Genomic DNA, 25,915 nt, shown 5'->3' on the forward strand with positions numbered 1-25,915 from the left:
ATATCAGGATTGTGATTCCACGGAACGAGCAAGGCCAGCAATCTCAATTTTGAGCGTTGCTGGCCCGATTCTTATTAAGACAACGCCAGAAACCTCGAGTTGACTATCGACGAACTCAAAGTCTAAACAAGACGGGAATGGGAATGAATTCCGTCGAAGAACCGCTCGCATCATTAGGCGCACGCTAATCGATCGTTGTTCGCGTTTATGGGCGTCCAATTTTGACGTCGGCTCATACCGCACGCCGGTTGACCGGATAAGAGACATTTCTTGCGCCGTACAGGCATCAGCATGATCGCCTATTCGGCGTCTTCATCCGCTCAAGAGCCCCCGTTCGACTGCTCCAGCAGCTCCTGCAGCACCGTCGTGATCAGCCGGTGATCCTGATCGCCGCTCAAGCCGGATACGGCGATGACGCCGATGACGCCGGCGCCCCGAACCCGGATCGGGAAGGCGCCATTGTACGGCGCGTATTCGGAAGGGTCCAGGAAATAACGCTCGGCGATCGTCCGCCCGGACGCGCTGAGCTCGGCCTCCATGTAGTAGGAGCTGTGCTGGAAGCGTTCGACGACTCTCGCTTTGCGCAGCGCCCAATCGTCGTTGTCCGCCGAGGTGCCCGGACAGGCGAAATGGAACAGCTGATGACCGCCCCGGCGAATATCGACAGTGACGCTCTGATTCGCCGCCAGCGCCTTGTGCGCGATCGCAAGCCCGACTTGCAGCGCCGTCTCGTTCGTGAAGGATGCGAATTGAAGCCGCTCCTCCTCCGCCAGCAGTTCCTTGAATAGCTCATTTTCCTTCTTCATGCGGGATTCGCCCCTTTCGGATATAGATTGACAACGTTTTACAGCTTTGTGTATGATGAAAAATAAACACGCGTTCATAAAACGCAAGGATGGTTAACATGAAAATAGCGAAAGCCAACAGTACCGAAATCGCGCGACTGGCCGGCGTATCCAGAAGCACGGTAAGCCGCGTCATCAACAACTACGCCAACGTGCCCCCCAGAACGCGCGAGAAAGTGCTGGCGGTCATTCGCCAACATAACTATGTCCCCAACATCTCCGCTCAGATCCTCGCCGGCAAGCGCACGCGGACGATCGGACTTTTCCTGATCTCGCAAGGAAACGTGGCGAGCGACGCGCTCACCAACATGCTGATCGTCAGCGTCATCGAGAACGCCTCCGAATACGGCTACTATGTGCTCACCCATATCATTAGAGATACGCACGACACGGAGTCGATCAAGGATGTGATGGATATATTCTATCAGCACCGCATCGATGGCGGCATCTTCATCGGCGCGGCGAGCCGCGAGCCGTTCATCGAAGATCTGGTCAAGGCGGGCTTCACGGTCGGCGTCGTGGACCAGGAGCTGGCGGAGCGGCCCGAGCCGAACCGGATCGTCTCCACCTTCAACAACGATGCGGGCATGAAGATGGCCGTCGCCTACTTGTCCGGCCTGGGCCACACGGATATCGGCACGATCAACGGCAATATGAACCGTTTGTCCGGCCGCACCAAGTACGACGGCTTCCTCTCCGCCATGCGCATGTGCAGCCTGCAAGTGAACGCGGACTGGGTGCTCGAAGGCGACTTTCAGGAGAACAGCGGCTACGACGCCGTTCAGGCGCTGGTCGGACGCGGGATCGCGCTGCCTACGGCACTGATCGCCGCCAACGACAGCGTCGCGTTCGGCGCGATCCGCGCGCTGAAGGAGCATGGCGTGCGCGTACCCGAAGACATGTCGGTCATCGGCTTCGACGACCATGCGATGAGTGCCAAGCATCACCCCGCGCTGACCACGATTCGCGTCGAATTCGCGGACATGCTGAAGCGGCTGACCACCTGCCTGATCGCCGCCATCGAGGACGAGACCGCGGTCGCCAGGGAGATCGTCTCCGACTGCAGCCTGGTAGTGCGGGATTCCTGCCGCAGAATCTGACCTGCGGATCGTCTCGCGCATACGCATCTCCGCCCTTCTCCGGCCCCTTCTTGCGAAGCGGGCCTCTTGCTGTGCGGCGCCTCCGGCCTGTCCCGGGCTGCGGCTACAGCTCCCGGATGCGGATATTGCGCCATCTGCAGGCCGCGTTCGGCCCCCATCTGGCATCGCCCATCCCGGGGTCGTTGTCGTGGACTTCGAACGCGATATGGCCCTTCGCGCCGAGCAGCTCCCGGACGGCCCCGGCGTCGTACGACGGGTGTCGGAGCGTAGCCGCATCGACCTCCGATATTTTCCGCCCGTTGATATGAACGGTGATGCGCGGGATCTCCCCTTCGACCCGAATCCGGAATTCGTTCCAGTCGTCCCACTGCCAGACGGACAGAAACTGCTCTCCGGTCGCCGCGTAGTCGAGAAGCGCCGGCTTGTCCGGGGTCATGGGCTCCAGACTCGAAGCCGGGTCCTCCAATCGCAAGCCTGTCGGGCGCCCCTCGCCGTCCGTCTCCGCGTCAAGCGTGAAGGCGATCCCGTGGAAGCCCCCGATGCCGTTGCCGTACACGCCCCCGATATTGCCCGATCTGCGGTGATCCAGCAAGATCTGATAGCCCTGCGATCCGAGCGTGGACGCGCGGACGAGTACGCCCGTATCCGCCGGCCAATCGGGCTTGGCCTCGAAGCTCAATTCCATGTCGCCGTATACGCCGTCGCTGAGCAGATAGCCGCCGTAGCCGCAGCCGGGCGGGTTCTGGCGGCCCACGATGGCCCCTTCCTCCACCGTCCAGCTGCCGGTCGTCTGCGAAGCGCGGACGTACGCATCCGACGTCGAGTCCGGCTGCGGCGCTCCCGGCGCGCGGGCGACCGGGAGCCGGGGAACGGCATGCCAGCCCGCGAGCGTCTCGCCGTCGAAGAGAGGCGTGAATGTATCGTCTGCGGATGCCATGAGTGCTCCTCCTTACTGTCGTTTTGAAGTCAATTCTGCCTGATTATAGCATTAACGCGCGTTTAGTCAACGCGGATTGTATTTGGAAAGCTATTTTCATTCTTAAAACGTGTAAAACAGGGATTGACAGCGCTTTATTTTGTTGTGTATGATGAGCCCATAGACGCGCGTTTACAGAATAAGCCATCGAACATGTCCAATCGAGTCTTGTCATTCGCTTGGATTTATTATTTCCGATGAATGAACGCGTGTTTATAGGGCGGATAGCACACTTGAGCGCTAAGCTTAAATGTTTTCCAGGCTTGCTACGACAAAATAAACGCGCGTTCATCAAAGTTTGGATGCAGGCCTGCCTTTTGCGTCTGCCCATGAACCCGGACTCACCGGCGAGGCCTCGCCGGCCGGTGACAGCGCGCTCGCGGCGAGGCTCAAGCGCTCCGGTTCGATCCGCTCTGCTCGACCAGGTCCGAGGAAGGCCACTATTTATTTGGAGGGGTTGTCCGTGAAGAAAACGAATGCCAAAAAAGCTTTGCCGCATGTCATGCTTGGCCTGGCCGCGATCGTGAGCCTGTCGGCTTGCAGCAGCGGTTCGAATGCGTCCGATTCCGGCTCCGAACAGCAAGGCTCGGCCAGCGCCCAGGCAAGCACCGTCGCCAGTCCGGCGGACCCTGCAGGCAAATACGACAAACCGGTCACGATGACGTGGGCCGTCCAGACCGCGGCCGCCTCGAAGCTGCTCGACGGCGATACTTGGGACAACAACCGCTGGAGCCGCCTGATCCAGGACAAGCTCAACATCAATCTCAAGGTGGCGTTCTCGGCAGACAGCAGCACCGATGCATACAACAACAAGCTGAACGCCGTCATCGCCTCCGGCGATCTGCCGGACGTATTCAAGACACAGGATGCCAACGTGTTCCTCCAGCTCGCGCAGAACGGCCAGCTGGCCGATCTGACCGACGTGTTCGACAAGTATGCGTCGGACTCGCTCAAGGCTTACAAGGAGCGCTTCGCCGATTCGTTCAAGGGCGCGACGATCGACGGCAAGCTGTACGCGATTCCCCGCATGAACGACAACTTCCACGAGGCGCCGTTCTTATGGATTCGCGACGACTGGCTGAAGAATACGAATTCGCAGCCGCCCACGACGATTGAAGAGATGGTCGCGCTCGCGGAGAAGTTCGCGAAGGGCGATCCCGACGGCGACGGCATCAACGGCAACACTTACGGACTGGCGTTGAACAAGGACCTGATCAAGGCCGGCCACGGCAGCCTCCTCGGCCTGGCGGCGGCCTACGGCGTCCCCGGCTACGGCGAGAGCGTATTCTACCGCGACGCGGACGGCAAGATGACCTTCTCCTGGATTCAGCCGGGCATGAAGGACGCGCTCGCCCAGCTGGCCGACATGTACAAGAAGGGGCTCATCAACAAGGAGTTCACCGCCAAGAACGAGTCGGCGCTGGTCGAAGACATCACCAGCGGCAAGATCGGCATGGCCTACGGCAGCAACTGGGGAACCTGGTATCCCTACAACAATGTCTACAAGAAGGACGGCGTCATCGTCCGCCCGTACGCCATCCCGACCAAAGCGGGCATCGACTACAAGATCGGCATCGAGAGCAACGCCGTCGGGCAGATGACGATGGTCAGCAAGAGCTTCAAGCATCCGGAAGCGGCCATCAAAGTTCTCAATCTGTACGATCAGACCGTCAACTACTCGAGCAAGGAAGATTATCTGAAGTACTGGGCGGACGAACAATACCGGCTCTCTCCGGTCTATATCGACCAGCCCGGCGAAGTGTACGCGGCCGACATTCTGAAGGCGCTCGACAAGGGCTCCTCGGACGATCTGCCGCCGGGCGCGAAGCCGAACTACGACTATATCAAAGGGTTCGAGGACGGTTCGCTGGCCAAGGATGACAATGCGTTCGGCAACTGGGGCCAGATGTCCAAGTCAGGCTCGCTGCCGATCGTCCTGAACAAGTACATTCCCGACAATGCGCTCGTGCAGAGCGTGCTGGGCATCGAGCGTCCCGAAGCTTGGCTCACGAACGCTTCCTCGCTGGACACCTTGACGATCACGGCCTTCACGGACATCATCACCGGCGCGAAGCCCGTCGATTCCTTCGACACCTTCGTCAAGCAGTGGCTGAAGGCCGGCGGACAGCAGACGCTCGACGAGCTCGACAAGCTGTATCCCGCTAATTGATCTGGACGCCCGGACTGCGGAGCGGAGAGGAACCCTCTTCGCGGCCCGGGCGGCCGAAATACCAGAAAGGCGGTGACAAATCGTGTTATCCAGACTTCTCCGCTCGGACCGGCTCGCCCGGGAAATCCCGCTGTACCTGATGATCCTGCCCGCCGTTATTCTCGTGGCCGTCTACAGCTACGGATCGATGGCCGGCGTCATCATCGCCTTCCAGAAGTTCATCCCTGCCAAGGGGCTGTTCGGTCATCAAAAGTGGGTCGGCATGCACAACTTCCATACCTTGTTCGCGATGCCCAACATCGGTCCGGTCATTCGCAATACCGTCGTCATCGCCCTGGGCAAGATCATCGCAGGGATCGTCGTGCCGGTCGTATTCGCGCTGCTGCTGAACGAGATCCGCAGCCTGCTGGCCAAGCGGGTGTTCCAGACGCTCGTGTACCTGCCGCACTTCCTGTCGTGGGTCATTCTGTCGGGCATTCTGATCAACCTGCTCTCCCCGAGCGAGGGCGTTGTCAACGTCCTGCTCTCCAAGCTTGGGATGGAGCCGGTCTTTTTCCTGGGCAATGCGCACGCTTTTCCCCCGACCATGATCCTCAGCGACGTATGGAAGACGTTCGGATTCGGCTCCGTCATCTATCTGGCCGCGCTGGCGGGCATCAATCCGGCGCTCTATGAAGCGGCCGTCATCGACGGCGCCAACCGCTGGCGGCAGACGCTGCACGTGACGCTGCCCGGCATCACCCCGATCGTCGTGCTGATGACCGTGCTCGGCTTCGCCAACATTCTGAACGGCGGGTTCGACCAGATCTACAACATGTACAGCCCCGTCGTCTACTCGACCGGCGACATTCTCGATACGTTCGTGTTCCGGCTCGGCATCGAGCAGGCGCAATATTCCCTGTCCACCGCCGCAGGCCTGTTCAAGTCGGGCGTATCGCTCATCTTTATCGTCGTCTCGTACTACCTGGCCGACAAATTCACCGGATACAAAGTATTCTAGCGGAGGATGGGATTATGCAAATACGAACATCGGCATCGCGCAGAATATTCCTGGTGGGCAATGTCGTACTGCTGACGCTGGTCTCCCTGGCCTGCATCGCGCCTTTCATTAACTTGCTGGCGGTATCATTCTCCGACAAGACCGCCGTAGCCGCGGGCGAAGTCACCTTCTGGCCCGTTCATTTCACAACCGTGTCCTACGAATTCATCACGAATTCCTCGAAGTTCTTCGATTCCCTCGTCGTGTCGCTCAAGCGGACGGCGATCGGCGTGCCGCTCAATCTGCTGCTGATCATTCTGACGGCGTATCCGCTGTCCAAGTCCAGAGGGGACTTCCGGGCCCGGCCCTACGTCTCCTGGTTCTTCGTCATCACGATCCTGTTCAATGCGGGACTGATCCCGACCTATATGGTCGTCAAGAGCACCGGCCTCATCAACTCCATCTGGTCGCTGCTGCTGCCCGGCGCGCTGCCCGTCTTCAGCATGCTGGTCGTGATGAACTACATGCGCAGCCTGCCCAAGGAGCTGCTGGAGGCCGCGTATATCGACGGCGCCAATCACGTGCAGACGCTGCTCCGCGTCGTGCTCCCCGTGTCGGCGCCGACGATCGCCACCGTGACGCTGTTCGCCTTCGTCGATCATTGGAACAGCTGGTTCGACGGCATGATCTATATGAACCGGATCGAGAACTATCCGCTGCAGACGTATCTGCAGACCGTCGTCGTCAATCCGGAGGAGTTCATCCGCAACAACACCGATCTCAGCGGCAACCTGTCCAAGTACTTGTCCCTGGTCAGCGCGCGCACGACAGGCGCCGCGCAGATGTTCCTGGCCATGATCCCCATTCTGTGCCTGTACCCGTTCCTGCAGAAGTACTTCACGACCGGTCTCGTGATGGGCAGCGTCAAGGAATAAGATGATAGGGAAAGGATGCGTCTGCTATGAAAATATTCGTCACCGGCGGCACCGGGTTCATCGGCTCGTATGTCGTCAAGGCCATGCTCGATCATGGTCACGAGTTGACCCTGTTGGCCCGCAATACGAACAAGGTGCCGGCCTTCGCCGCGGATGAACGCATTCGCCTCGTAGAGGGCTCCATGGAGGACAGTCAAGCGATCGCCCAAGGGCTGGAGGGCCAGGACGCCTGCATCCACGTCGCGCTGTCGTGGCTCGGCGGCACGGCCGAAGAGAACGCCGTACACGAGACGCTGCCTACGATCCGCCTGTTCCAGGCGGCCGCCGAGGCCGGCGTCAAGAAGATCCTCTTCACCTCGTCCATCGCCAGCTTCGGCACGGCGCGGCACGACGACGCCGGCTATATTCGGCCGATGAACTACTATGGAGCCGCCAAGGCCGCGTCCGAAGCGTATCTGATGGCGATCGCCTACGAGTATGGCCTGCAGGCGAACGTGATCCGGCCGGGCTACACCTTCGGCAATCCGTGCGTCGAGGGCGGCCCTCTCTATCCCGACCGCAAGCTCGTCGATATGGTGAAGAGCGCCCGCGACAATGCGCCGATATCCTTCGTCCAGAATGACGGCACCCAGTTCATCTGGGCCGGCGATCTCGCGAAGGTATACGTCGCCCTGCTGCACGCCGACATCCGCGAGCACAACCGCGGCTACTACACCGCCGTCAGCACGGAACATCGCACCTGGGCGCAGATCGCGCAGATGGCGGTCGACCTGCTGGGCTCGCAGAGCCGGATTGCGCTGATCGACAAGGGCCGTCCGGAGCCGGACGGCATCCCGATCGACGTCTCGCGCATCCGCGAATCGTTCGGCTATTCCTTCACGGCCGACGAACAGATGAAGCAGCATCTTCTCTACTTAAGCACGCTGGAGCTGTGACGCGGCTGCCGCCGGGACTACGCCCAATTCAACCGAAAGAAGGACATCCGATGAAAAACACGCTCTCTTTTGACGGCTTCATCCAGATCGCCATCGTCGTGGAAGACATTCAAAAAGCCGCACAGACGTGGGCGCGCTTCTTCAACATCCCCGTCCCCGAGATCCGCTACCAGCCGCCCGCGCCCAATCCCGATCTCACCTATCGCGGCAAGCCGGCCGAGTACGGGTTGAAGCTGGCGAACATCGAGGTCGGCTCCTTCGTCATCGAGCTGCATGAGCCCGACGAGCGGGACAGCACGTTCCGCGAGTTCCTCGACAAGCACGGCAACGGCGTCCATCATCTGGGCTTCCAGGTCGGCGACAAGCGCGATGCGATCGTCGGCGAGCTGGAGGAGATGGGCTACGCGATGCGGACGATCGGCTATTATCCGGGCAGCAGCTGGACGATCGTGGACAGCGAGGACGATCTGGGCGTCAATCTGAACATCAAGCCGCGGGCATAGCAGCCCGTCCGGCGCAGACAAGGGAGACGAGCATAATGAACCGATTGAAGGAACCGCGCAGGATCGAAGCGAGCCCGATCATCAGCATCCTCGAGACTGTCGACATTCACAGCGGCAAGCGGCGCGTCCTGGCCGAGTTCGACCATCTGATCGAAGCGCCCAACTGGACTCGCGACGGCAGCCGTCTGATCTACAACAGCCGGGGCCGGCTGTACGAATACGACCTGGCTGCGGGGAGCAGCCGCGAGATCGACTCGGGCTTCGCGATCCAATGCAACAACGACCATGTCCTCTCGCCCGACAATGACCGCGTCGCCGTGAGCCATCATACGCACGAGGACGGCCAGTCGCGCATTTATATTTTTCCGTTGGAAGGCGGACAGCCTGCGCTCATCACCCCGATGGCCCCCAGCTATCTGCACGGCTGGTCGCCCGACGGCGGCACGCTCGCCTACTGTGCGGAGCGGGACGGCCAGTACGACATCTACACCATTCCCGCCGCCGGCGGCATCGAGACGCAGCTAACCGATGCGCCGGGGCTGAACGACGGCCCCGAATACTCGCCGGACGGACGGCATATCTGGTTCAACTCCGTACGGTCGGGACTCATGCAGGTGTGGCGCATGAACGCCGACGGCAGCGAGCAGGTGCGCATGACGTTCGAGGACGACAGCAACAACTGGTTCCCCCATGTCTCGCCCGACGGACAATGGGTCGTCTACATCGCCTACCGCAAGGGCGACGTCGATCCCGGCGATCACCCCGCGAACAAGCAGGTGGAGCTGCGGCTCATGCCCGCCGCAGGCGGCGAGTCCCGCACCATCGTCCAGCTGTTCGGCGGACAAGGGACGCTCAACGTGAACTCGTGGGCGCCCGACAGCCGCACATTCGCGTTCGTCAGCTACAGACTTTCCGAGTAAATCTTAATCAAGCGGCGCATACGCATAAAGGAGCAGACAACATGCTTAACACCATTCTGGGCACGACCTTCGTCTGTCAGATCGCGATGGTCGTGCGCGACGTAGAGAAAGCCACCCGCAAATTCGCCTCGCTGCTGAACGTGCCGGTTCCCGATATCATCACCGCCAACCATGACGGCAGCGACACCGTCACCTATCGGGGCGAATCGACGCCCGGCAGAGTCAAGCTCTCCTTTTTCCATATGGAGAACACCGTCATCGAGTTCATCGAACCGACGGAAGACCCGACCACGTGGAAGGAATTCCTCGAGACGAACGGCCCGGGCGTCCACCATATCGCCTTCAAGGCGAAGGACCGCATGATGCCCACCGCGGCCAAGCTAGAAGAATTCGGCTTCCCGGTCATCCAGAACGGCGACAAATACGTGTATGTCGACAGCACGGACGATCTGGGCGTTATTTTGGAGCTGCTCGATATCGATTGATTGTCGGCTCGCCGGCGCATGGACAAAAAGGGCGCAGACACCGCAGTGGTGTGTGCGCCCGCTTTGATTTGCTTTTTTACCGGCGACATAAATCAAGGATGCAACTATCTAGCTCTCACCCGGATTTTTAACTGCAGCCACAATCGCTTCGTCTGCCTCACACGCTACGTAGAATCGAAACTTACGGATAACGAGCTCGGCTATCTTGAATCATTTGACGCAATCGGGGGGCGGAGGCAACTTCAGCGTTAATCGAAAGCGGATCTTCTTCTTGAAGCACAATGGTAAAAGTCCCTTTTCCCGGAATAAAAATCTGCGAAACTGAATTTGTTCTGCTCATCCTGCCGATATGATCAAACAATTCGGATTCGGTCTGCACTTTTCCCACTCCGCCCACCTCCGCTTAGAATGTTTTTATTAAATCATGTTCGGCTTCAAACTCACCTGGCCGGAGGGAGCAGCGGACGGCTGGCGAGCGGACGCCGTGCAGCCTGCTCTCTGGTTATGTCGAACCCGCTAACACCGACATCAAGCGGCATGCCGATTGTAGGCGCGCACCGCAAACAGATAGGCGACGATCAGTATCCCCAGGCACCATGCCAGCGCAACCCAGATGTCATGGCCTGCCGGCTGACCCGACAACAGTGCGCGGATCGTCTCTACGATGGAGGTCACCGGCTGGTTCTCGGCGAAGGCGCGAACGACGGTCGGCATCGACGCGGTCGGCACGAATGCCGAGCTGATGAACGGCAGGAAGATAAGCGGATAGGAAAAGGCGCTCGCGCCTTCCACCGACTTGGCGGACAGGCCGGCGATGGCCGCGATCCAGGTGAGTGCCAGCGTGAACAGTACGAGGATGCCGGCTACGGCGAGCCAGGGCAGAACCCCTGCCGACGAGCGGAAGCCCATCGCGAGCGCTACGAGAATGATGACGGCAAGCGAGAGGACGTTGGAAACGACCGAGGTCAGTACATGTCCCCATAGAACAGTAGAGCGCGCGATCGGCATGGAGTGGAACCGCTCGATGATGCCCCGCTGCTTATCCAGGAACAGGCGGTAAGCCACATACGCCACGCCGCTTGCAATGGCCATAAGCAGTATGCCGGGCAGCAGGTAATTCACATAGTTGTCCGTACCGGTGTCGATCGCGCCGCCGAACACGTAGACGAACAGCAGCATCATGGCGATCGGCGTGATGCACACCGTGAAGATCGTGTCCATGCTGCGGAAAATATGGCGCATGGAGCGTCCGAGCATCACACCCATATCGCTGAAAAAGTGGCTTTTGGCCGCTTCCATTCAGATCGCCTCCTTCTTGCCGACGATCGCGAGGAATATTTCCTCCAGCGTCGGCTGTTTTTCAACATACTCCACCTTGGCTTGCGGGAACCGCTTCTTCAGCTCCGCGAGCGTGCCGCCCGCAATAATCCGGCCCTCGTGCAAAATCGCGATCCGGTCGGCGAGCTGCTCCGCTTCCTCCAGATACTGCGTGGTCAGCAATATCGTCGTGCCGCCGGCGGCAAGCTCCTTGACGATCTTCCACACCTCGATGCGCGCCTCGGGATCAAGTCCGGTAGTCGGCTCGTCGAGGAAAATGATCTGCGGCTTGCCCACCAGACTCAAGGCGATGTCGAGCCGGCGCCGCATCCCGCCCGAATAAGTGGAGGGCTTGCGGTCGGCGGCGTCCGTCAGGCCGAAGCGCTTCAGCAGATCGTCCGCCACTTGGCGCGGCCGATCGAGATGCCGCAGCTTGGCGATCATGATCAGATTCTCCCGCCCGGTGAGCACCTCGTCTACCGCCGCGAACTGTCCGGTCAGACTGATCGCGCGCCGCACCTGCTCGGGCTTGGCCGCGACCTCGAAGCCGTTCACGACGGCGCTGCCCCCGTCCGGCTTGAGCAGCGTAGCCAGGATTCTGACCATCGTCGTCTTGCCCGCGCCGTTGGCGCCGAGCAGGGCGAAGATCTCGCCCCGCTTCACTTCCAGATCGACGCCCTTCAGCACTTCCTTGCCCTTGAAGGATTTTTTAAGTCCTTTTACTTCAATGGCGTTCTCCATGCCGATCTCCTCCTTCACTTTTTCTTATCCGCCAGCTTTTTCATCGCTTTGTTAACGGCCTGGTTTGCGGTTTCCTGAGCGATGTCGGCGTACGTTTTCGAATCCTTGATCAGCTCGTCGCAGAAAGCCGCCACGTCGCTGCCCGTCACTTCGAGCACGCCCTTGCCCGACGCCGCGCCCTCTTCGAACAGCTCGACGATCCCTGACAGCAGCCCCGTCCCCTCGGTCAGTTCGACAGGTCCGACCTTAAACAGGTATTTTTGAATCTCTTTGTACACGAACTGATAATCTTGCGGGAGCGTCTTGACGCGCGCCACATGCGCCCGCCATTCCTTTTTGCCTTCGATGATATCTCGAATGTTCATTTTATTTCCCTCCTATTTGCCCAATTCTTATTTGCCTAATTTTTTGGCAATCGTATGGTTGAGCTGCTCGCGCCACTTGTCGCGGTAGGACTTGGCACCTTCTTCGCCTGCCAGCGCCGCGCAGAAGCCTTGGATATCGTCGCCCAGCACCTCTTGGACATGCTGTCCATCCGCTGCCGATTGCTCGAGCAGGCCAAGCACGCCGTCGAGGATGGGCATCAGGTTGCGGCCGCTGAAGCTGGAGTACGACCAGATATGGCCGTTCACTTCTTTCCACGCCGCCTGATAATCGGCCGGCAGCATTTTGACTCTCGCTTCGAAGTCTTTCATTTCTTTCGTCATATCGCTGCCCGTGATTTTTTCCCAGAAGTTCATTGTGTTTTCTCCTTTAGCTCGTTCATTTTGGACGATACGAACTCCCACTTTTCCCAGAACTTCCGCAGCTCCTCGCGTCCGGCCTCGTTGATCGCGAAGAACTTTCGCGGCGGGCCCATTTCGGAGGGCTTCTTGGTGATCTCCACCAGCTTGTTTTTTTCAAGCCGGATCAGGATGGTGTACACCGTCCCCTCCACAACATCTGCGAAGCCGAGGGCGTTCAGCTGCCGCGTGATTTCGTAGCCGTAGGTTTCTTTGCGGCTGATAATTTCAAGAACAGAGCCCTCAAGCACGCCTTTGAGCATTTCCGTTAAGTTTTCCAAAGCGTATTCACCCTTCGCTATTGTGTATGACAGGTATTCTGTATGACAGGTATTCTGTATGACTGGTATGCAGTATTACTTACTACCACTAAAAAGTAACACGCAGTACCGGGGGCTGTCAATAGCGCCTGCGGGAAAATTGATCCATCTAATCTTCACACTTGGGATACCGCTCGATCCTGCCGCTCGCGAACTGAGGGCACGCTTTAGATGGTCGCAGCAGGACTTGGCGGATGCCATCGGAGCTACTCGCCAGACGGTAGGCCTGATCGAGAAAGGAGACTGCTCCCCTTCGATCACACTCGCGCTCAAGATTGCCGCAGCCTTCAAGTTACCCGTCGAAGAAGTGTGTGCTTTACAAGAGGAGGACTACGATGCTGACACGAATGATGCGCTCGCCATTACTCTCAACCACATTGCTTCTCGTGACGATATCTACTACAGCTGCTGTTTGCCGATCGCTGCGATTGCCGTCATATTGCTGCCGCACAGTGATGTTCTTGCACTGATCGCTTTTGGCCTATTGGGATTGGGTCAATATCTCGTTTATCGTCTGACCAATTGGAAGTACAGCCGTGTCTGATTGTATAATATGGGCAGGTGACCGTTCGTGGTGGAGTGGGGAAGTCAATTTGACGCCGCCGGTTGGCAGTATTTGATTTTGTTTGTTCTTGCCGCACTCCCGTGGCTCGACGTATTTCTAGTCGTACCGCTGGGCATTGCTTGGGGTTTATCCGCTATTATAGTAGGCATCATCGGATTTGTCGGCAACCTGTTAACGGTTGTCGCGTTATGCATGTTCTCCCGGCAGTTGGCCGCTTGGCGCGAACGGCGCAGGATCGCCAAGGGCAAAGCGCGCGGGACATTGTCCAAAAGGGAAGCGCGCGCAAAGCGACTGTGGGAAAGATATGGCCTCCCCGCATTGGCTTTCCTGGCCCCTGTCGCTGTAGCTTATATGAACTGGATTTGAGTCGTGTATGACTACCGAGGAGAGATCAGCTTCCATGAATCTGGCCGTCAAGTGGATGCAGCAGTTCAGAGAACGAGATACCCGACTTAAGCTGAGCGGCTATCGGGCCCGAGTCGCGCTCATCAGGCAACGGAACCTGGAAGCATGGGACGATCAGCGGCTGCAAGCGGAATCTCTCCGGCTGAAGAAGGAAGCACGATCAGGTACGCCTTTAGACGAGCTGCTGGTCGATGCCTATGCGCTCGTCTGCGAAGCAGCGAAGAGAACACTCGGATTGCGGCCCTACGATGTCCAGATCATGGCTGCCGTCGCGCTGCATGAACGATTGTTGATCGAGCAGCAGACCGGCGAAGGCAAGACGCTCTCTGCCGTTATGCCTGCGTATCTTAATGCGCTAACCGGCGAAGGCGTGCATGTGCTGACCTTTAACGATTATCTGGCGCACCGGGATGCGCAGTGGATGGGCCCGATCTATCGTTACCTCGGATTAACGGTGCGCTCGGTTCAAGCAGGCATGAGCTTGCCGGACAAAAGGGAAGCATACGCCGCAGATATTACCTATGTGACGGCCAAAGAAGCGGGATTCGATTTTTTGCGCGATACGATCGCACTGAGCGAGGCCGATACGGTGCACCGCCCTTTCCACTATGTCATCGTCGACGAAGCGGATTCGCTGCTTCTCGACGAGGCGCGGGTGCCGCTCGTGATCGCCGGCGAGCCGGGCGCTTCCGGCAGCGACGGCATTCGCTACGCAGAAGTAGCCCGGCAGCTCGAGCACGATGCGCATTATGACTTCGACGAGTTCAAGCGGAACGTTTATCTGAACGAAGCGGGCGCCGCGAAGGCGGAATCGCTGCTGGGATGCGGCAATCTGTACGACAGCCATAACAGTCATCTGTTAATGTCGCTGAATTGCGCGCTGCATGCGGAATCGCTGTTAAAAAGAGATGTCGACTACATCGTTCGGGACGGCAAAATCGAGTTGATCGACGCATATACCGGCCGCGTGGCGGAGAACAGGCATCTGCCGGACGGACTACAGGCTGCGCTGGCGGCCAAAGAAGGGCTGCAGTCGACGGCCGGCGGGAAAATTCTCGGCACGATCACCCTCCAGCACTTCCTGAGCCTGTATCCGAAGATTTGCGGGATGACGGCGACGGCGCATGTCTCCGCCATCGAATTTGAGAGCATCTATATGCTGCAGGTCGTGCAGATTCCGCCGAACCGGCCGAACCGGCGGCTTGACCATCCGCACCGGATCTACACCCACAAGGAAGCCAAGCTCAAGGCGCTTGTACAAGAGATCTCGTCCGTCCATGACACGGGACGTCCGATTCTCATCGGCACGTCAAGCGTCGAGGAGTCGGATATGCTGGCGGAGGCGCTGGCCGCCGCCGGCGTGCCGTGACGGTGTCTACGAATATGGCGGGACGCGGCGTCGACATACGGCTTGGCGGCGGCAGCCCCACGCAAGCGGCCATCGTCGCCAAGCTGGGCGGCTTGTACGTGATAGGTACGCATGTGCACGAGAGCGTGCGGATCGACAACCAGCTGCGCGGGCGCGCCGGACGACAAGGCGATCCGGGCGCTTCCGTTTTTTTCGTCAGCCTGGAGGACGAGCTGATCCTGCAATTCGGCATCGACAAAGCGATTCCGCCCAAGTATCGCGGCCATAGGCAGGATAGCGCGCTCGAAGAATCGATGCTCAACAGCAATATCGCGCATATTCAGCGCGTAATGATGGGCCAGAACTTTCATCTCCGCCAGGAATTGAATCTTTATTCGGATATGCTGGAGCAGCAGCGGCGTATCGTGCACAAGGAGCGGCTCGGCATCTTGAGAGGCGAGACGTCGATGACCCCTTCGGAGCAGAGAGTGCGGCTTTATTATACCGACAAGTTCTGGGCCGACCATCTGGCGTATGTGTCTTACATTCGCGAGAGCATCCACTTGAACAGTCTTGCGAACCGCAATCCGATCGATGAATTCCATATGCAAATCATCCAGGCATACGAGCAAATTGCCGCAAAAATAAATCGGGAGTCGGTCAATATGCTCGTCAGGCTCGGGGGCTCGAACGATCCGGCGATGTGGGAAAAGTTCGGGCTGAAGAGTCCCACTTCCACTTGGACCTATATCATCAACGATCAATACCTGCAATACCTGCAGACGCCTGGCTCATGGGGCTTTGAGACGGTGATCGCCTATTGGATTCGCAAGATGTTGAGGGCGGCTCTCCGATAAAGACTCTGACATCGCACCGACTATACCAGCCCTTTGGACCGCAGCAGATCCTGCTTTTTGGGGGGGACGCTCTTTAACAAGTCCTTTATTCCCGCTCCTTCCTCGTCAATAAATATTACAAAATCGTCGGTCAGACCAGGAAGCATGCTCGCCAGCGCCTCCTGGTTCAACGCCATAGCCACTTCGCGCCATAGCTTCCTGGCGTTGCTCCACCAGGAGCCCTTCATCTCCCAATACTGAATGAGCCGTTCGAAGCGGGCCAGCAGCTCCTTATTTTCAATCGACTCCTGATAACGTATCGGGTGCTCGCCTAAATACCAAATATCGTGCTTGCTCTGATGTTGGCGAAGCTGCTCGCTGCGAATGCTCTCCAGGCCCGGCTGGAAAATGGGATCCCGAACAGTGTCAGGCTCATCGTGAAGATACACGCCTATACAGAAAAGCTGCTCCGGGGCGGCCCTCCGGCAGGCTGCCTCGATCGTCCGGCGCGCCTCCTCGATCAACCCCTTCTTCACTGCTTCCCGCAGAACCGCCGCTTGCGATCCGGATATATCCATAAAAATGATCTTGCTCTGGCCGTCTGTTATCTGCGACAGCTTGCCATTGTCGGCGTAGCTGAGGTCATACTGATACTGTTGGGGCTTCTGTCCGTGCGAGTGCGAATATCGGTTAATCTGTACGAGTCTGCTGTGCCGGTATTCATAGTATTCTTCATAATGCCACGCGGCTTCCAACGTCCTCCCGCCCCGCACGATAAATTGCACATACCGGATCGGCAGCCCGTCTTTGAACACAACCTCCTCCACGGAGTCAATCTCCCCGGATTGGTACAGACGGTTAATCAACAGATTCTCGCTGCGGCTGTAGCAGCCTATGGCATCTCTTAAATAATCCCACTTTGTAATCCATATGTCCCCTCGTTCGTCGCGGCCGTATGCCGTCATCTGCTCCTGCCTGCTCACCCGTCCCCGGGACTCATGGTTCCGCTCAAAATAATACGGCGTCAAGTCGTATCTTTTACCGGTTGCATACTCCCATCCGGCGACATGGCGCTCCGCTTCTTCCTTGTAGGCTTCCATGTTCTCGTGAGCTTCCTCGCAAAGTGCCAGATAATAGGCTCTATCGATCATGACGATTCCTCCCGTGACTGTCTCCTACTTTATATGCAACCATGCAAACGCAACCGAAGCAACAAGAAATTATGGAATATGGTTCCAGACCCGGCCGGTTAAAAAGCAAACGACCCCTGCCGAATGCAGGAGTCATTTGCGGACAGCCCTTTCCTGGTCAACTCAAGGCAGCAGCTGTTTACTTGCCGCCTTTCTGCAGCCTTGATAATACGGCATCGATCTGAGCCTGGGTGAGCGGCGCCCACGCGGAGCTGTCGGGGTCCGCTATTGCCGAGGCGGGACTCTCGCCCTGGCTCCACCATCTGGCTTGATAGGCTGCGCCTTCGAAGATAACCCGCTGTCCGGCCTCATATACAGCCTTGTCTAGCCAGAGCGGATACGTATCCTTCGGTATGGCAGGCTGTGGAACCGGTTTTTCGCCGGGCAACACCGGCCCGATGAGATTCCAGGGCGTCTCCCACGACTGGAGCACCGGATCGTCGGGCACGTCGCCTTTGGTCCACCACTTCGCCTCATAGACATTGTGATGCTGTACGACCTTCTGACCGGCATGGTATGTGGTTGTCGGCGACCAGATCGGATAGGGGCTGGTCGCCGGGTCATCGGGCTGCTGCCGACTGGCCGACACTTGATTCGATGCCGTGATGAGACCGGCACTCGTATCCATGCTTCCGTCATAGCCCATGCCCAGCACATCCGCAAAGCCGTACTGCGTCTGCTGCACACCGCTGCAGGCGTCCGAGACGACGCCGACGTCCGCATAGTTGCTTCCGCACTTTATATCCCGATTGGCCGACCACATGGACATCCGGCCGACACCATGCGACAGAGCGAACTCGTTCAGAGCCTGTGCGTCAGTCAACGTAAACACTTCGTTTCTGTAATCGTTCTGGCCGATCATGGGCGTCGCCCCGATCTTCGACCATAAGGCGGTATCGCTGAGATGCATGCCTGCCTGTTCATACAAAATCTTGAGCTGGCGCTCCGTCTGTATCAAGGCGCTCTCCGAAGCGGCCAGCATCGTCTGATCCGACGCCCGGCTTGAGCCGTAGTCCATCGTCATCACATTTACGCCCGCCAGATCGACGCCGTGCTTGAGCAGCTGTGCGACGGCGTTCGTACCGTCCGGACTCAAGCCTTGCGGCGAGACCGGCAGTGTCACCCATACCGCCAGCTGCTTGCCGGCTGTCCGTCTTTCCGACTGCAGCTTGGCCATCGCCGCAGCGCGGCGGCTGCCGGCGGCCGCATCCGCAAGCCCGGCCTTTTCGAGATCCAGATCTATCGTCGTTAACCGATATCGGTCGACCACCGATCGATAGGCGGATAACAGTTTATCCGCTGCCGTACATCCGACCGCCAGCTCATTGTTTTTTAAGCCGCCGAAGGACACGGCCACACTGCCCCCCTGCTGCTGCAGCCGGGCAATGCGACGATCCAGTTCGAGACTGTCGCCGGCTTGGTCCAGCGTGTATGAACCGCCCCATGATGGGGTGCAAGGATCAGCCGGATCGGCGACAATGAACGCAAGAACGGCGTCCCGATGTTCGGTGGAGCCCAGGCGCTGGAACATGAACATCGGGGTAGCCGTGACGTCGACATACGGCGCGAACCATTGATTGTTCACCGCTGCCCGAGCGGCCCCTAACTTGCCCAACAGGCCGGCAGCGCCGAAGAAGCCGCCGGCGGCCAGACCGGCAAGGAGCGTACAGAGCAGCAGCAGCCGGAATATCGACAATCGCCGTTCCCCGACCATATTCTTCGTGACGCCGCTCATGAGGACATCACTTCATTTTGTTCGAGATGCGGGGCACGGGTATTTAATGCAAGCGGATGCGACGCGCGATTGGACAGCCTCGTCTCTGCATCGCCATGATACAGAATGGCTTGCCAGCCCACACGCTGTGCAGCACCCGCCGGCTCCTGCCCCGTCTGCTTGTTCTTTACCGGGACGTACAGCCAATTAACGATGCTGAGCCATACGTCGACAATGGTGTTTTTGATGCCGATGAACTCCACGACTGCCCATGCGGCAGTGAATGCATTGAATGCCGCAAACGCAGCATTTCCCCAGTTCTCCAGCACGATGCCCCGCCACAAAATAATCAATGAAATTAAAATAATGAGCAGCGGCGATATAACGTACAGCATGGGGGACATGGTGCGCTCCTTTATTTTGGGCGTCCGGGCAAACGGTATTTTTTTGGCGCTTAAAGCCTGCTGCATCGATTTGAGCACGCCGGCCAGATTCACGGGCAGCAGAATTAAGTTGAAGCCGTAAATCCGGAAGATATCGCTCCGTTTATAGCTGCTATACTTCAGATCGCTGGACATCGCCAGGAAGTAAGGCAATGCCGCCAGAAGGATAAACGGACTCAGGAGGCGTCCGTCAATGGGATAGGCCAACAGAAATAACAGCCCGAAGCTTGCCCACGCAATGGAAGCCAGATAGTTCAGACGAAGGAAGATCTCGGCCTTCGCTATCGCCTTTCCTTGTCTCTTGCGGTCCCGTACCAGCGCCCACAGCTTCGGCAGCACGATAAGTCCCCCGTTCGCCCATCGGCGCCGCTGTACGATCAGCGAACCAAAATCGGGCGGCGTAGCGCTGTAGCTCAGACGTTCGGGATAGTTGACGAGCGTCCAGTCATGTCTGGCCAGATCGACGCTGGATTCCGTATCCTCGATAACTGTGCGGTCCTGAATAAACCTCCGTATCTCGAAGCCGCCTACCCATTCCGTCTCGCCGATGTCTTCCAATGCCGACTTCCGTATGATCGCATTCGCGCCCACCCAGAACGTGGCGTTGTAGTACGTCATGCCCTGATGCAAAATATGCTGGATGTCCGTCGTCGCCCCGGCAATCCGTTCGATGCGGGTAGCGGCTCCGCGGAAGGAAGAATACGGCGTCTGCACGACCGCAACACGGGCATGATCCGGCTGCTGCATGAAGTACACCAGGCGCAGGCAGTAACCGGGACGCAGGATGGAGTCGGCATCCAGGGTAAGTACGAATTCGCTGTCCGGAAATGCAAGGCGCTCGCCGTCCCCGGTCTCGGTCGCGGGCACCAGTATCGGACCGTCAGGCGTATATACCTGCGTATACGTGCGACCCATGAGCCCGATATAGGAATTCAAGTTCATGGCTTTATTCGGTTCATGAGATAATGAAGCGAACTTTTTCCGTTCGAAGACAGCCAGCTCCTTGTCAAATATCCAGGTCAAGCGCCGATAGAGCTGGCCGATCCTCGTGACGGGAAGACTCACCCGCTCATTGTAGGAGGCAATCAACGCTTCGCGCACGAGGCGCAGCTCCTTCGATAAACCGCGCACCACATCATCTGCAAAAAAACGCCCGACATGATCGCCGCTCTCTTCCCTTTTGACCAGCTGATCCAGCCAATTCGCCGCCCAGGCATAGTGTGCGGCCAGCTCCTTCGCGACCTCCGGTCCGGCATGCGACGACGATGCCTGTTCGCCGAGGAACGCCGCCAGCCTGGACTCGCACAGCCGACGGGGCTCGGCGAATAAATCCGCAATCTCCTTGGCCAGCTGCCGCGTGGCGTTGAGTCGGGCGATAGCCGCAGGGGCGGTCGGATAGGGGGCGTCGTCCAGCAGGAGCACAATTCGAATGCGCGGATACTCCTGCAGCGCGGCGGACAGCAGCGTCTTGCGAACAACCTCCGGCTCTTCGTCATACGACGGTATCAATACGGTGATCGCCGGCTGGTTCTCCTCGAAGTATCGATCGATCTCCGCGCGAGGTACACGCACATGCCTGCCGAATCGCTGCAAGGCGCCCTGTCGTGCGAGCAGATACATGAGCGCCGAAAAAGTGAGCAGCGTGACAATAATCAAATATCCGAGTGACTCCATCACGAACTGGAACGTATTCGGCCCCTTGAAATACTGCTTGATAATCGTGTTTATCACATAAACGCTCCAAAAGCCGACCGTCAAAATAATAGCTAACCGGCTATTCACCATCTTCCGGGTGGACGGCTTGTCGTGGAATATAGACAGCGGCGTTGCGTGACGCTCCGTCCCCCACTGCCGCTTCCGTCTCTTTGCCAGCTTCCTCGTACGCCGCACACGTGACATAGGATGCGCCGGACCTCCTCCAACATGATAACTGCACCAACCTTTGTATAACACCCGACGGCCACTGGTTGTCTTTGGCTGTAAATCATATGGACAGAGCGCTCATTATATGCTGGATTTCGGGAGTTCTCTCACTCTGCTCGAGATCTCTAGCGGCGAATACTACAGCGCCATAAAAAATACATCGTCAGGGCGTATACGCCGCATGACGATGTATTTAAATCTGCTTACTGTTATAGGCCACTACGCACCTCACAATGCCCTAAAGTTCCCCTTAAGTTACGATCACGATGCGTTTACCTTCAAAATCTTTACGCTGCCATATCCGCTCGATGTCCCGCAGTTCGACTACATCGACGTCCATTCTTAGCTTGTCTTCCTTTAGCCAATCCCACACCATGTTCGTACCTTCTTGCATGGTTTCCCCAGTAAGACCAGCCGCACCTCCGTAAATTTCGAGCCCGGTCGTTCTCAGCATTTCCGCCGACAACGCGATCGTCTCACCCGCCTTTTCGCCGATTTGAACAAGCCGTGTACGCTTGCCTGCTAAACGGATTTCGTCAGGGACCATCGATCGTATAAGCGCTTCGGTCGGACTGCCCCACAAGAAATCCAAAATCACATCGTAGCCTTCCCCGGCTTCCCGCCTAAACGTCTCGGTGAGTTCCTCTTGCGGCTGCTTAAGATCGATAACGGCATCCGCCCCATACTCCAATACCCGCTTCATTGATTCGGGGTTTCTGCCCGTACCGACGATCCGGCCTGCGCCGAGCATCTTGGCGATCTGAACAGCAAGCTTGCCCGACACGCCGGTCGCGCCGTTAATGAGGACCGTCTCTCCCGACTTCATACCTGCAACCCATTTCAGCGGAAATAGCGCCGTTAATGCCGAAGATGGAACGGAGGCAGCCGTGATCGCATCAACACCATCCGGAATAGGAACAGTGTAATTCGACGGCACGACCGTCCACTCTGCCATTGCGCCGAACGGTGCTTTGACGCCGCCGAAGCCGACCAACCTTCCGTCCGGCGTCTCGCCAACACCGTCAAACCCGACAATGGCCGGTAGTTCGGATAGAAATTGGCGACTGGCAAAGTGCGTTCCTTTCGCCATTGCCTTATCGATGTTCTCGAGAGCAACGGCTTTGACACGAATGAGAATCTCGCCTTCCCCGGGATTCGGTTTACGAAACTCCTCGTAGCGAGGATTTTCTCCAAACCCATGCAGTACTGCCGCTTTCATGTGTCCATCGCCTCCTTAACATCGTTAAATTTAACACTGTTAAGGTAACTCTTTTGTGGTACAATGTCAACAGCAAAGATGCCCGCATGTCAGAAAGGAACTCCCCATGGCTCTTCATAAAACTACGATCGTCAAGGAAGCCCTCGCGCTGCTTCAAGAAGGCGGCCTCGAAGGCGTCTCGCTCAGAAAGCTGGCCGCGCGATTGGACGTACAGGCCCCTGCCCTGTACTGGCATTTTAAAAATAAAGCCGTTCTTGTCAATGAGATGGCGGATGCTATTCTGCAAACGCAATTTGCTACGTTCGCCCCACGTAAAATTGACGAAACTTGGGCTGCATGGCTGATGAATATGATGCAGCGCCTCCGCAAGACGATGCTCTCCCATACCGATGGCGCGCGAGTCATCGCAGGCGCACACCTTTCCACCACAATGCTTGCCTTTAGCGAGTCCACGATTAATACGCTCGTCGAAGCAGGTGTCGCCTTGCGGGAAGCCCGGCTCATCGTGTTGACTGCCACACGTTACACGTTCGGCTACGTCATTGAAGAACAGACCCCGATGCCGCCTGAAGGAAGCGTCAAGATCGACATGGAAGCTTTCAAAACAAACTACCCGACGGTCATAGCCGGCATCGAGGACTATTTCTCTTCGGGAAGAACGATCGATGACTTGTTCAACGACGGATTAAAGCTGATTATCCGAGATTAAGTCCCCCCTGCCGGCAAGCAAGGAATCGATATCTGTGATGCAGTGCATCGAACATGATGAATAACGCTCACAACGCCTTCCATGCTAAATTAAAGGAATGGAAGCCGATGAGGAGTTGGGGATACAATGCTGAGCGAACGCGACCTGAACGGCATTTTCGTGCCGACAATTACACCGTTTTCGGACGATGGGGCGTTGGACCTGGCGTCTTACCGGCGGTATCTGGATGCCCTGCTCGGCCATGACATTCAAGGGCTGGTCGTAGGCGGCACGACCGGCGAGGCTCCCACCGTAGAGTGGGACGAGACGATCGCGCTCGTGTGCGCGACTATGGAAGCCGTTCGGGAAAAGGGAGTCGGCCTGCCGGTCGTCGTCGGCACGGGTACGAATAGCACGGCTGCCTCGGTCATGCGAACGGAGCACGCCGGACAGATCGGCGCCGACGCGGCTCTTGTCGTCGTGCCGTACTATAGCCGGCCTTCGCAGGAGGGCATTGTGGAGCATTTCCGCCGCGTATCGCAAGTCGGCGTGCCCGTCATCGTGTACGAGATCCCGTCCCGTACAGGCGTGCGGCTCGAGGCGGATACGGCTCGCCGGATTATGGAGCTGGACGGCGTCATCGGCATGAAGGACAGCACCGGCAGCACCGCGCTGCTCTCTGCGCTGGTGCCGACCACCGGGAAGCCCGTGCTGGCCGGCGAGGATGCGCTCCTCTGCGATATGCTGCTTGGCGGCGCCCGCGGCGGGATACTCGCGTCCGCGAATATAAGGACGGACGACTATCTCGACGTGTACCGGCGATTCATGCGGGGCGATGCGGCTGGCGCCAGAGAGGCGTTCGAGCGGCTGCTGCCCTGGATCGAGCGGCTGTTCAGCGAATCCAATCCCGCGCCGCTCAAGTGGCTGCTGGCCCGCCGGGGCGTCATCGCATCCGATGCGCTGCGGCTGCCGATGAGCCCGATATCGGCGGCGCTGCGGACGGAGCTTGATGCGCTGCTGCTCGCGCAGTAATTGCAGGAGCCGCGGAGGCCGACGGTCAGGTCTGGGTAGGCCGAACATCGCTATAATTGCTTAATTTGCGACTGCTGACGGACCGTGGCCTCCAAGCATGCCTTTTGCGCATGCTTTTTTCACATCGTTTGCCGGTTGCATGAACTACATGAACTTCGCCTGATTTCCGATAACGAATCATAGCCTTAATTGATGTACATACGAGAGGGCGGCTGGATGATGAAGATGCAAGCATATACGCAAGCAGAACTGCGCGCACTGCAAAAACGAACGCTCGCGATCGTCGTGATCGCGCAGCTGTTCGGAGGTGCGGGGCTCGCGTCCGGCATCGCCGTCGGCGCTCTGCTGGCGCAGGACATGACCGGATCGGAAGGTCTGGCCGGGCTGTCGACGACGCTGTTCACGCTTGGCTCGGCGGTGTCGGCCTTCTCGGTCGGACGCATGTCCCAGCGCCTCGGACGGCGGGCGGGCCTGACGGCGGGATTCCTGGCCGGCGCTGTCGGCGCACTGGGCGTCGTGGCGGCAGCAGCCTGGGACAGTCTCCCGCTGCTGCTCGTCTCGATGCTCGTCTACGGCGCCGGCACCTCGACCAACCTGCAGGCGCGATACGCCGGCACGGACCTGGCCGAGCCGGGCCAGCGGGCCAGAGCGGTGAGCATCGCGATGGTCATGACGACGTTCGGCGCGGTCGCCGGCCCCAGCCTGCTCTCGCCGATGGGCCGCGTAGCGGACGCGTGGGGCATACCGTCCCTCGCCGGGCCGTTCATCCTCGCGGCGGCGGCGTTCGCACTGGCCGGCCTCGTGTTCGCCGTCCTGCTGCGGCCGGACCCGCTGCTCGTCGCCAGAGCTGCCGCCGAAGCCATGGCTCCCGCGGCTACGACTGCGGCCGAGGCCGCTCCGCAGACCGAAGCGCCGCCGGAACGGGCCAGAGGCCGCGGCATCGTCGTCGGCGCCTCCGTCATGCTGATCACCCAGATCGTCATGACCGCCGTCATGACGATGACACCGCTTCATATGAAGCATCACGGACACGGACTGGACGACGTGGGCCTCGTGATCGGCGTACATATCGCCGCCATGTTCCTCCCCTCGCTCGTGACCGGCGTGCTCGTCGACAAGATCGGACGCATCGCGATGGCCTGCGTCGGAGCCGCGACGCTGCTCTGCGCGGGCATCGTCACCGCGCTCGCGCCGGGCGGCTCGATGACGTGGATGCTCATCGGACTGGCGCTGCTCGGCCTCGGCTGGAACTTCGGCCTCATCAGCGGCACCTCGATCATCGTAGACGCGACGAGCATTCGCACACGCGCCAAGACGCAAGGCTCCGTCGACGTACTGATCTCGCTGGCAGGCGCGACGGGCGGAGCCTTGTCCGGCGCAGTCGTGGCGATGTCCAGCTTCAGCGCGCTCTCGCTGGCAGGCAGCGCACTCGCGCTGCTCGTCATTCCCGTGATGCTCCGGTTCCGCAGCGGCGCCCGTCGGGCAAGCGCAACCGCCTCGACCCTGGATCTGTAGCCGCACAGCGAAGAGACCGCCTGCGTCAG

Annotated in this window: 24 protein-coding genes and 2 pseudogenes; 14 read left to right on the plus strand and 12 right to left on the minus strand. The window is 58.8% G+C overall.

Going from position 1 to position 25,915, the window contains the following annotated elements; genetic code table 11:
- Nucleotides 1-320: 320 nt before the first annotated feature.
- Nucleotides 321-806 (minus strand): heme-degrading domain-containing protein, encoded by a 486-nt coding sequence (locus tag VQ071_RS17085; protein ID WP_340515315.1) that lies wholly within the window; start codon nt 804-806, stop codon nt 321-323.
- A gap of 98 nt (nt 807-904) precedes the next feature.
- Between VQ071_RS17085 and VQ071_RS17090 the strand changes: the two genes are divergently transcribed.
- A complete protein-coding gene (locus VQ071_RS17090) occupies nt 905-1,945 on the plus strand; it encodes a LacI family DNA-binding transcriptional regulator (protein ID WP_340515316.1) in 1,041 nt (346 codons plus the stop codon).
- A gap of 103 nt (nt 1,946-2,048) precedes the next feature.
- Here the strand turns inward: VQ071_RS17090 and VQ071_RS17095 are convergent, their stop codons facing one another.
- A complete protein-coding gene (locus VQ071_RS17095) occupies nt 2,049-2,882 on the minus strand; it encodes a 3-keto-disaccharide hydrolase (RefSeq protein WP_340515317.1) in 834 nt (277 codons plus the stop codon).
- A 502-nt stretch (nt 2,883-3,384) separates the two neighbouring features.
- Here VQ071_RS17095 and VQ071_RS17100 point away from each other — a divergent pair.
- The 7 genes from VQ071_RS17100 to VQ071_RS17130 all read left to right on the plus strand — a co-directional run bounded on the left by VQ071_RS17100 (nt 3,385) and on the right by VQ071_RS17130 (nt 9,848).
- Nucleotides 3,385-5,091, plus strand: a complete 1,707-nt coding sequence (locus VQ071_RS17100) for an extracellular solute-binding protein (protein ID WP_340515318.1) — start codon at nt 3,385-3,387, stop codon at nt 5,089-5,091.
- 82 nt (nt 5,092-5,173) lie between these two features.
- Nucleotides 5,174-6,091, plus strand: a complete 918-nt coding sequence (locus tag VQ071_RS17105) for an ABC transporter permease (RefSeq protein WP_340515319.1) — start codon at nt 5,174-5,176, stop codon at nt 6,089-6,091.
- Between the two features lie 14 nt (nt 6,092-6,105).
- On the plus strand, nt 6,106-7,005 hold the full coding sequence (locus VQ071_RS17110) for a carbohydrate ABC transporter permease (protein ID WP_340515320.1): 900 nt from the start codon (nt 6,106-6,108) through the stop codon (nt 7,003-7,005).
- A gap of 26 nt (nt 7,006-7,031) precedes the next feature.
- Complete coding sequence (locus tag VQ071_RS17115; RefSeq protein ID WP_340515322.1) at nt 7,032-7,940, plus strand: NAD-dependent epimerase/dehydratase family protein; 909 nt, start codon at nt 7,032-7,034, stop codon at nt 7,938-7,940.
- Between the two features lie 50 nt (nt 7,941-7,990).
- Nucleotides 7,991-8,443, plus strand: a complete 453-nt coding sequence (locus VQ071_RS17120; RefSeq protein WP_340515323.1) for a VOC family protein — start codon at nt 7,991-7,993, stop codon at nt 8,441-8,443.
- A 35-nt stretch (nt 8,444-8,478) separates the two neighbouring features.
- Nucleotides 8,479-9,363 carry a TolB family protein gene (locus VQ071_RS17125; RefSeq protein WP_340515325.1) on the plus strand — a complete coding sequence of 295 codons (885 nt, stop codon included), beginning with the start codon at nt 8,479-8,481 and terminating at the stop codon, nt 9,361-9,363.
- Between the two features lie 41 nt (nt 9,364-9,404).
- A complete protein-coding gene (locus VQ071_RS17130; RefSeq protein WP_340515327.1) occupies nt 9,405-9,848 on the plus strand; it encodes a VOC family protein in 444 nt (147 codons plus the stop codon).
- A 181-nt stretch (nt 9,849-10,029) separates the two neighbouring features.
- Here VQ071_RS17130 and VQ071_RS17135 read toward each other — a convergent pair whose 3' ends face one another.
- From VQ071_RS17135 to VQ071_RS17160, 6 genes are all read right to left on the minus strand, one after another.
- Nucleotides 10,030-10,236, minus strand: a complete 207-nt coding sequence (locus VQ071_RS17135) for a hypothetical protein (protein ID WP_340515328.1) — start codon at nt 10,234-10,236, stop codon at nt 10,030-10,032.
- Between the two features lie 140 nt (nt 10,237-10,376).
- Nucleotides 10,377-11,147, minus strand: a complete 771-nt coding sequence (locus VQ071_RS17140; RefSeq protein WP_340515329.1) for an ABC transporter permease — start codon at nt 11,145-11,147, stop codon at nt 10,377-10,379.
- On the minus strand, nt 11,148-11,906 hold the full coding sequence (locus VQ071_RS17145; protein WP_340515330.1) for an ABC transporter ATP-binding protein: 759 nt from the start codon (nt 11,904-11,906) through the stop codon (nt 11,148-11,150).
- A gap of 14 nt (nt 11,907-11,920) precedes the next feature.
- Nucleotides 11,921-12,271 (minus strand): DUF1048 domain-containing protein, encoded by a 351-nt coding sequence (locus VQ071_RS17150; protein ID WP_340515331.1) that lies wholly within the window; start codon nt 12,269-12,271, stop codon nt 11,921-11,923.
- A gap of 27 nt (nt 12,272-12,298) precedes the next feature.
- Nucleotides 12,299-12,646: a DUF1048 domain-containing protein gene (locus VQ071_RS17155; RefSeq protein ID WP_340515332.1), complete on the minus strand. Its 348-nt coding sequence runs from the start codon at nt 12,644-12,646 to the stop codon at nt 12,299-12,301.
- The gene (locus tag VQ071_RS17160) at nt 12,643-12,951 is read right to left on the minus strand and encodes a PadR family transcriptional regulator (RefSeq protein ID WP_340515387.1); all 309 of its coding nucleotides are present in this window, start codon (nt 12,949-12,951) and stop codon (nt 12,643-12,645) included. Before VQ071_RS17160 ends, VQ071_RS17155 begins: the two co-directional genes overlap by 4 nt.
- Nucleotides 12,952-13,135: 184 nt before the next feature.
- Between VQ071_RS17160 and VQ071_RS17165 the strand changes: the two are divergent.
- From VQ071_RS17165 to VQ071_RS17175, 3 genes and pseudogenes are all read left to right on the plus strand, one after another.
- Nucleotides 13,136-13,345 (plus strand): annotated as a pseudogene (locus tag VQ071_RS17165) (helix-turn-helix transcriptional regulator); the annotation flags it as partial.
- A 234-nt stretch (nt 13,346-13,579) separates the two neighbouring features.
- A complete protein-coding gene (locus VQ071_RS17170; protein ID WP_340515333.1) occupies nt 13,580-13,939 on the plus strand; it encodes a small multi-drug export protein in 360 nt (119 codons plus the stop codon).
- Nucleotides 13,940-13,973: 34 nt separating this feature from the next.
- Nucleotides 13,974-16,183: pseudogene (locus VQ071_RS17175) on the plus strand (preprotein translocase subunit SecA).
- A gap of 20 nt (nt 16,184-16,203) precedes the next feature.
- On the opposite strand, the gene VQ071_RS17180 reads toward VQ071_RS17175, so the two are convergent.
- The 4 genes from VQ071_RS17180 to VQ071_RS17195 form a co-directional block, all read right to left on the minus strand.
- Nucleotides 16,204-17,313, minus strand: coding sequence for a hypothetical protein (locus tag VQ071_RS17180; protein ID WP_340515334.1), 1,110 nt, complete (start codon nt 17,311-17,313; stop codon nt 16,204-16,206).
- Between the two features lie 178 nt (nt 17,314-17,491).
- Nucleotides 17,492-19,087 (minus strand): chitinase, encoded by a 1,596-nt coding sequence (locus VQ071_RS17185; RefSeq protein WP_340515335.1) that lies wholly within the window; start codon nt 19,085-19,087, stop codon nt 17,492-17,494.
- Nucleotides 19,084-21,240, minus strand: a complete 2,157-nt coding sequence (locus VQ071_RS17190; protein ID WP_340515337.1) for a glycosyltransferase family 2 protein — start codon at nt 21,238-21,240, stop codon at nt 19,084-19,086. The genes VQ071_RS17185 and VQ071_RS17190 overlap by 4 nt, the downstream gene beginning before the upstream one ends.
- 442 nt (nt 21,241-21,682) lie before the next feature.
- Nucleotides 21,683-22,651 carry a quinone oxidoreductase family protein gene (locus VQ071_RS17195; RefSeq protein ID WP_340515338.1) on the minus strand — a complete coding sequence of 323 codons (969 nt, stop codon included), beginning with the start codon at nt 22,649-22,651 and terminating at the stop codon, nt 21,683-21,685.
- Between the two features lie 106 nt (nt 22,652-22,757).
- Here VQ071_RS17195 and VQ071_RS17200 point away from each other — a divergent pair, with 106 nt between their 5' ends.
- The 3 genes from VQ071_RS17200 to VQ071_RS17210 all read left to right on the plus strand — a co-directional run bounded on the left by VQ071_RS17200 (nt 22,758) and on the right by VQ071_RS17210 (nt 25,886).
- Nucleotides 22,758-23,360: a TetR/AcrR family transcriptional regulator C-terminal domain-containing protein gene (locus tag VQ071_RS17200; protein ID WP_340515339.1), complete on the plus strand. Its 603-nt coding sequence runs from the start codon at nt 22,758-22,760 to the stop codon at nt 23,358-23,360.
- Nucleotides 23,361-23,486: 126 nt separating this feature from the next.
- Nucleotides 23,487-24,371, plus strand: coding sequence for a 4-hydroxy-tetrahydrodipicolinate synthase (dapA, locus tag VQ071_RS17205; protein ID WP_340515340.1), 885 nt, complete (start codon nt 23,487-23,489; stop codon nt 24,369-24,371).
- A gap of 216 nt (nt 24,372-24,587) precedes the next feature.
- Nucleotides 24,588-25,886, plus strand: coding sequence for an MFS transporter (locus tag VQ071_RS17210; RefSeq protein WP_340515341.1), 1,299 nt, complete (start codon nt 24,588-24,590; stop codon nt 25,884-25,886).
- Nucleotides 25,887-25,915: the final 29 nt, after the last annotated feature.

The organism is Cohnella sp. 56, assembly GCF_037963805.1.
Taxonomy (GTDB): Bacteria; Bacillota; Bacilli; order Paenibacillales; family Paenibacillaceae; genus Cohnella.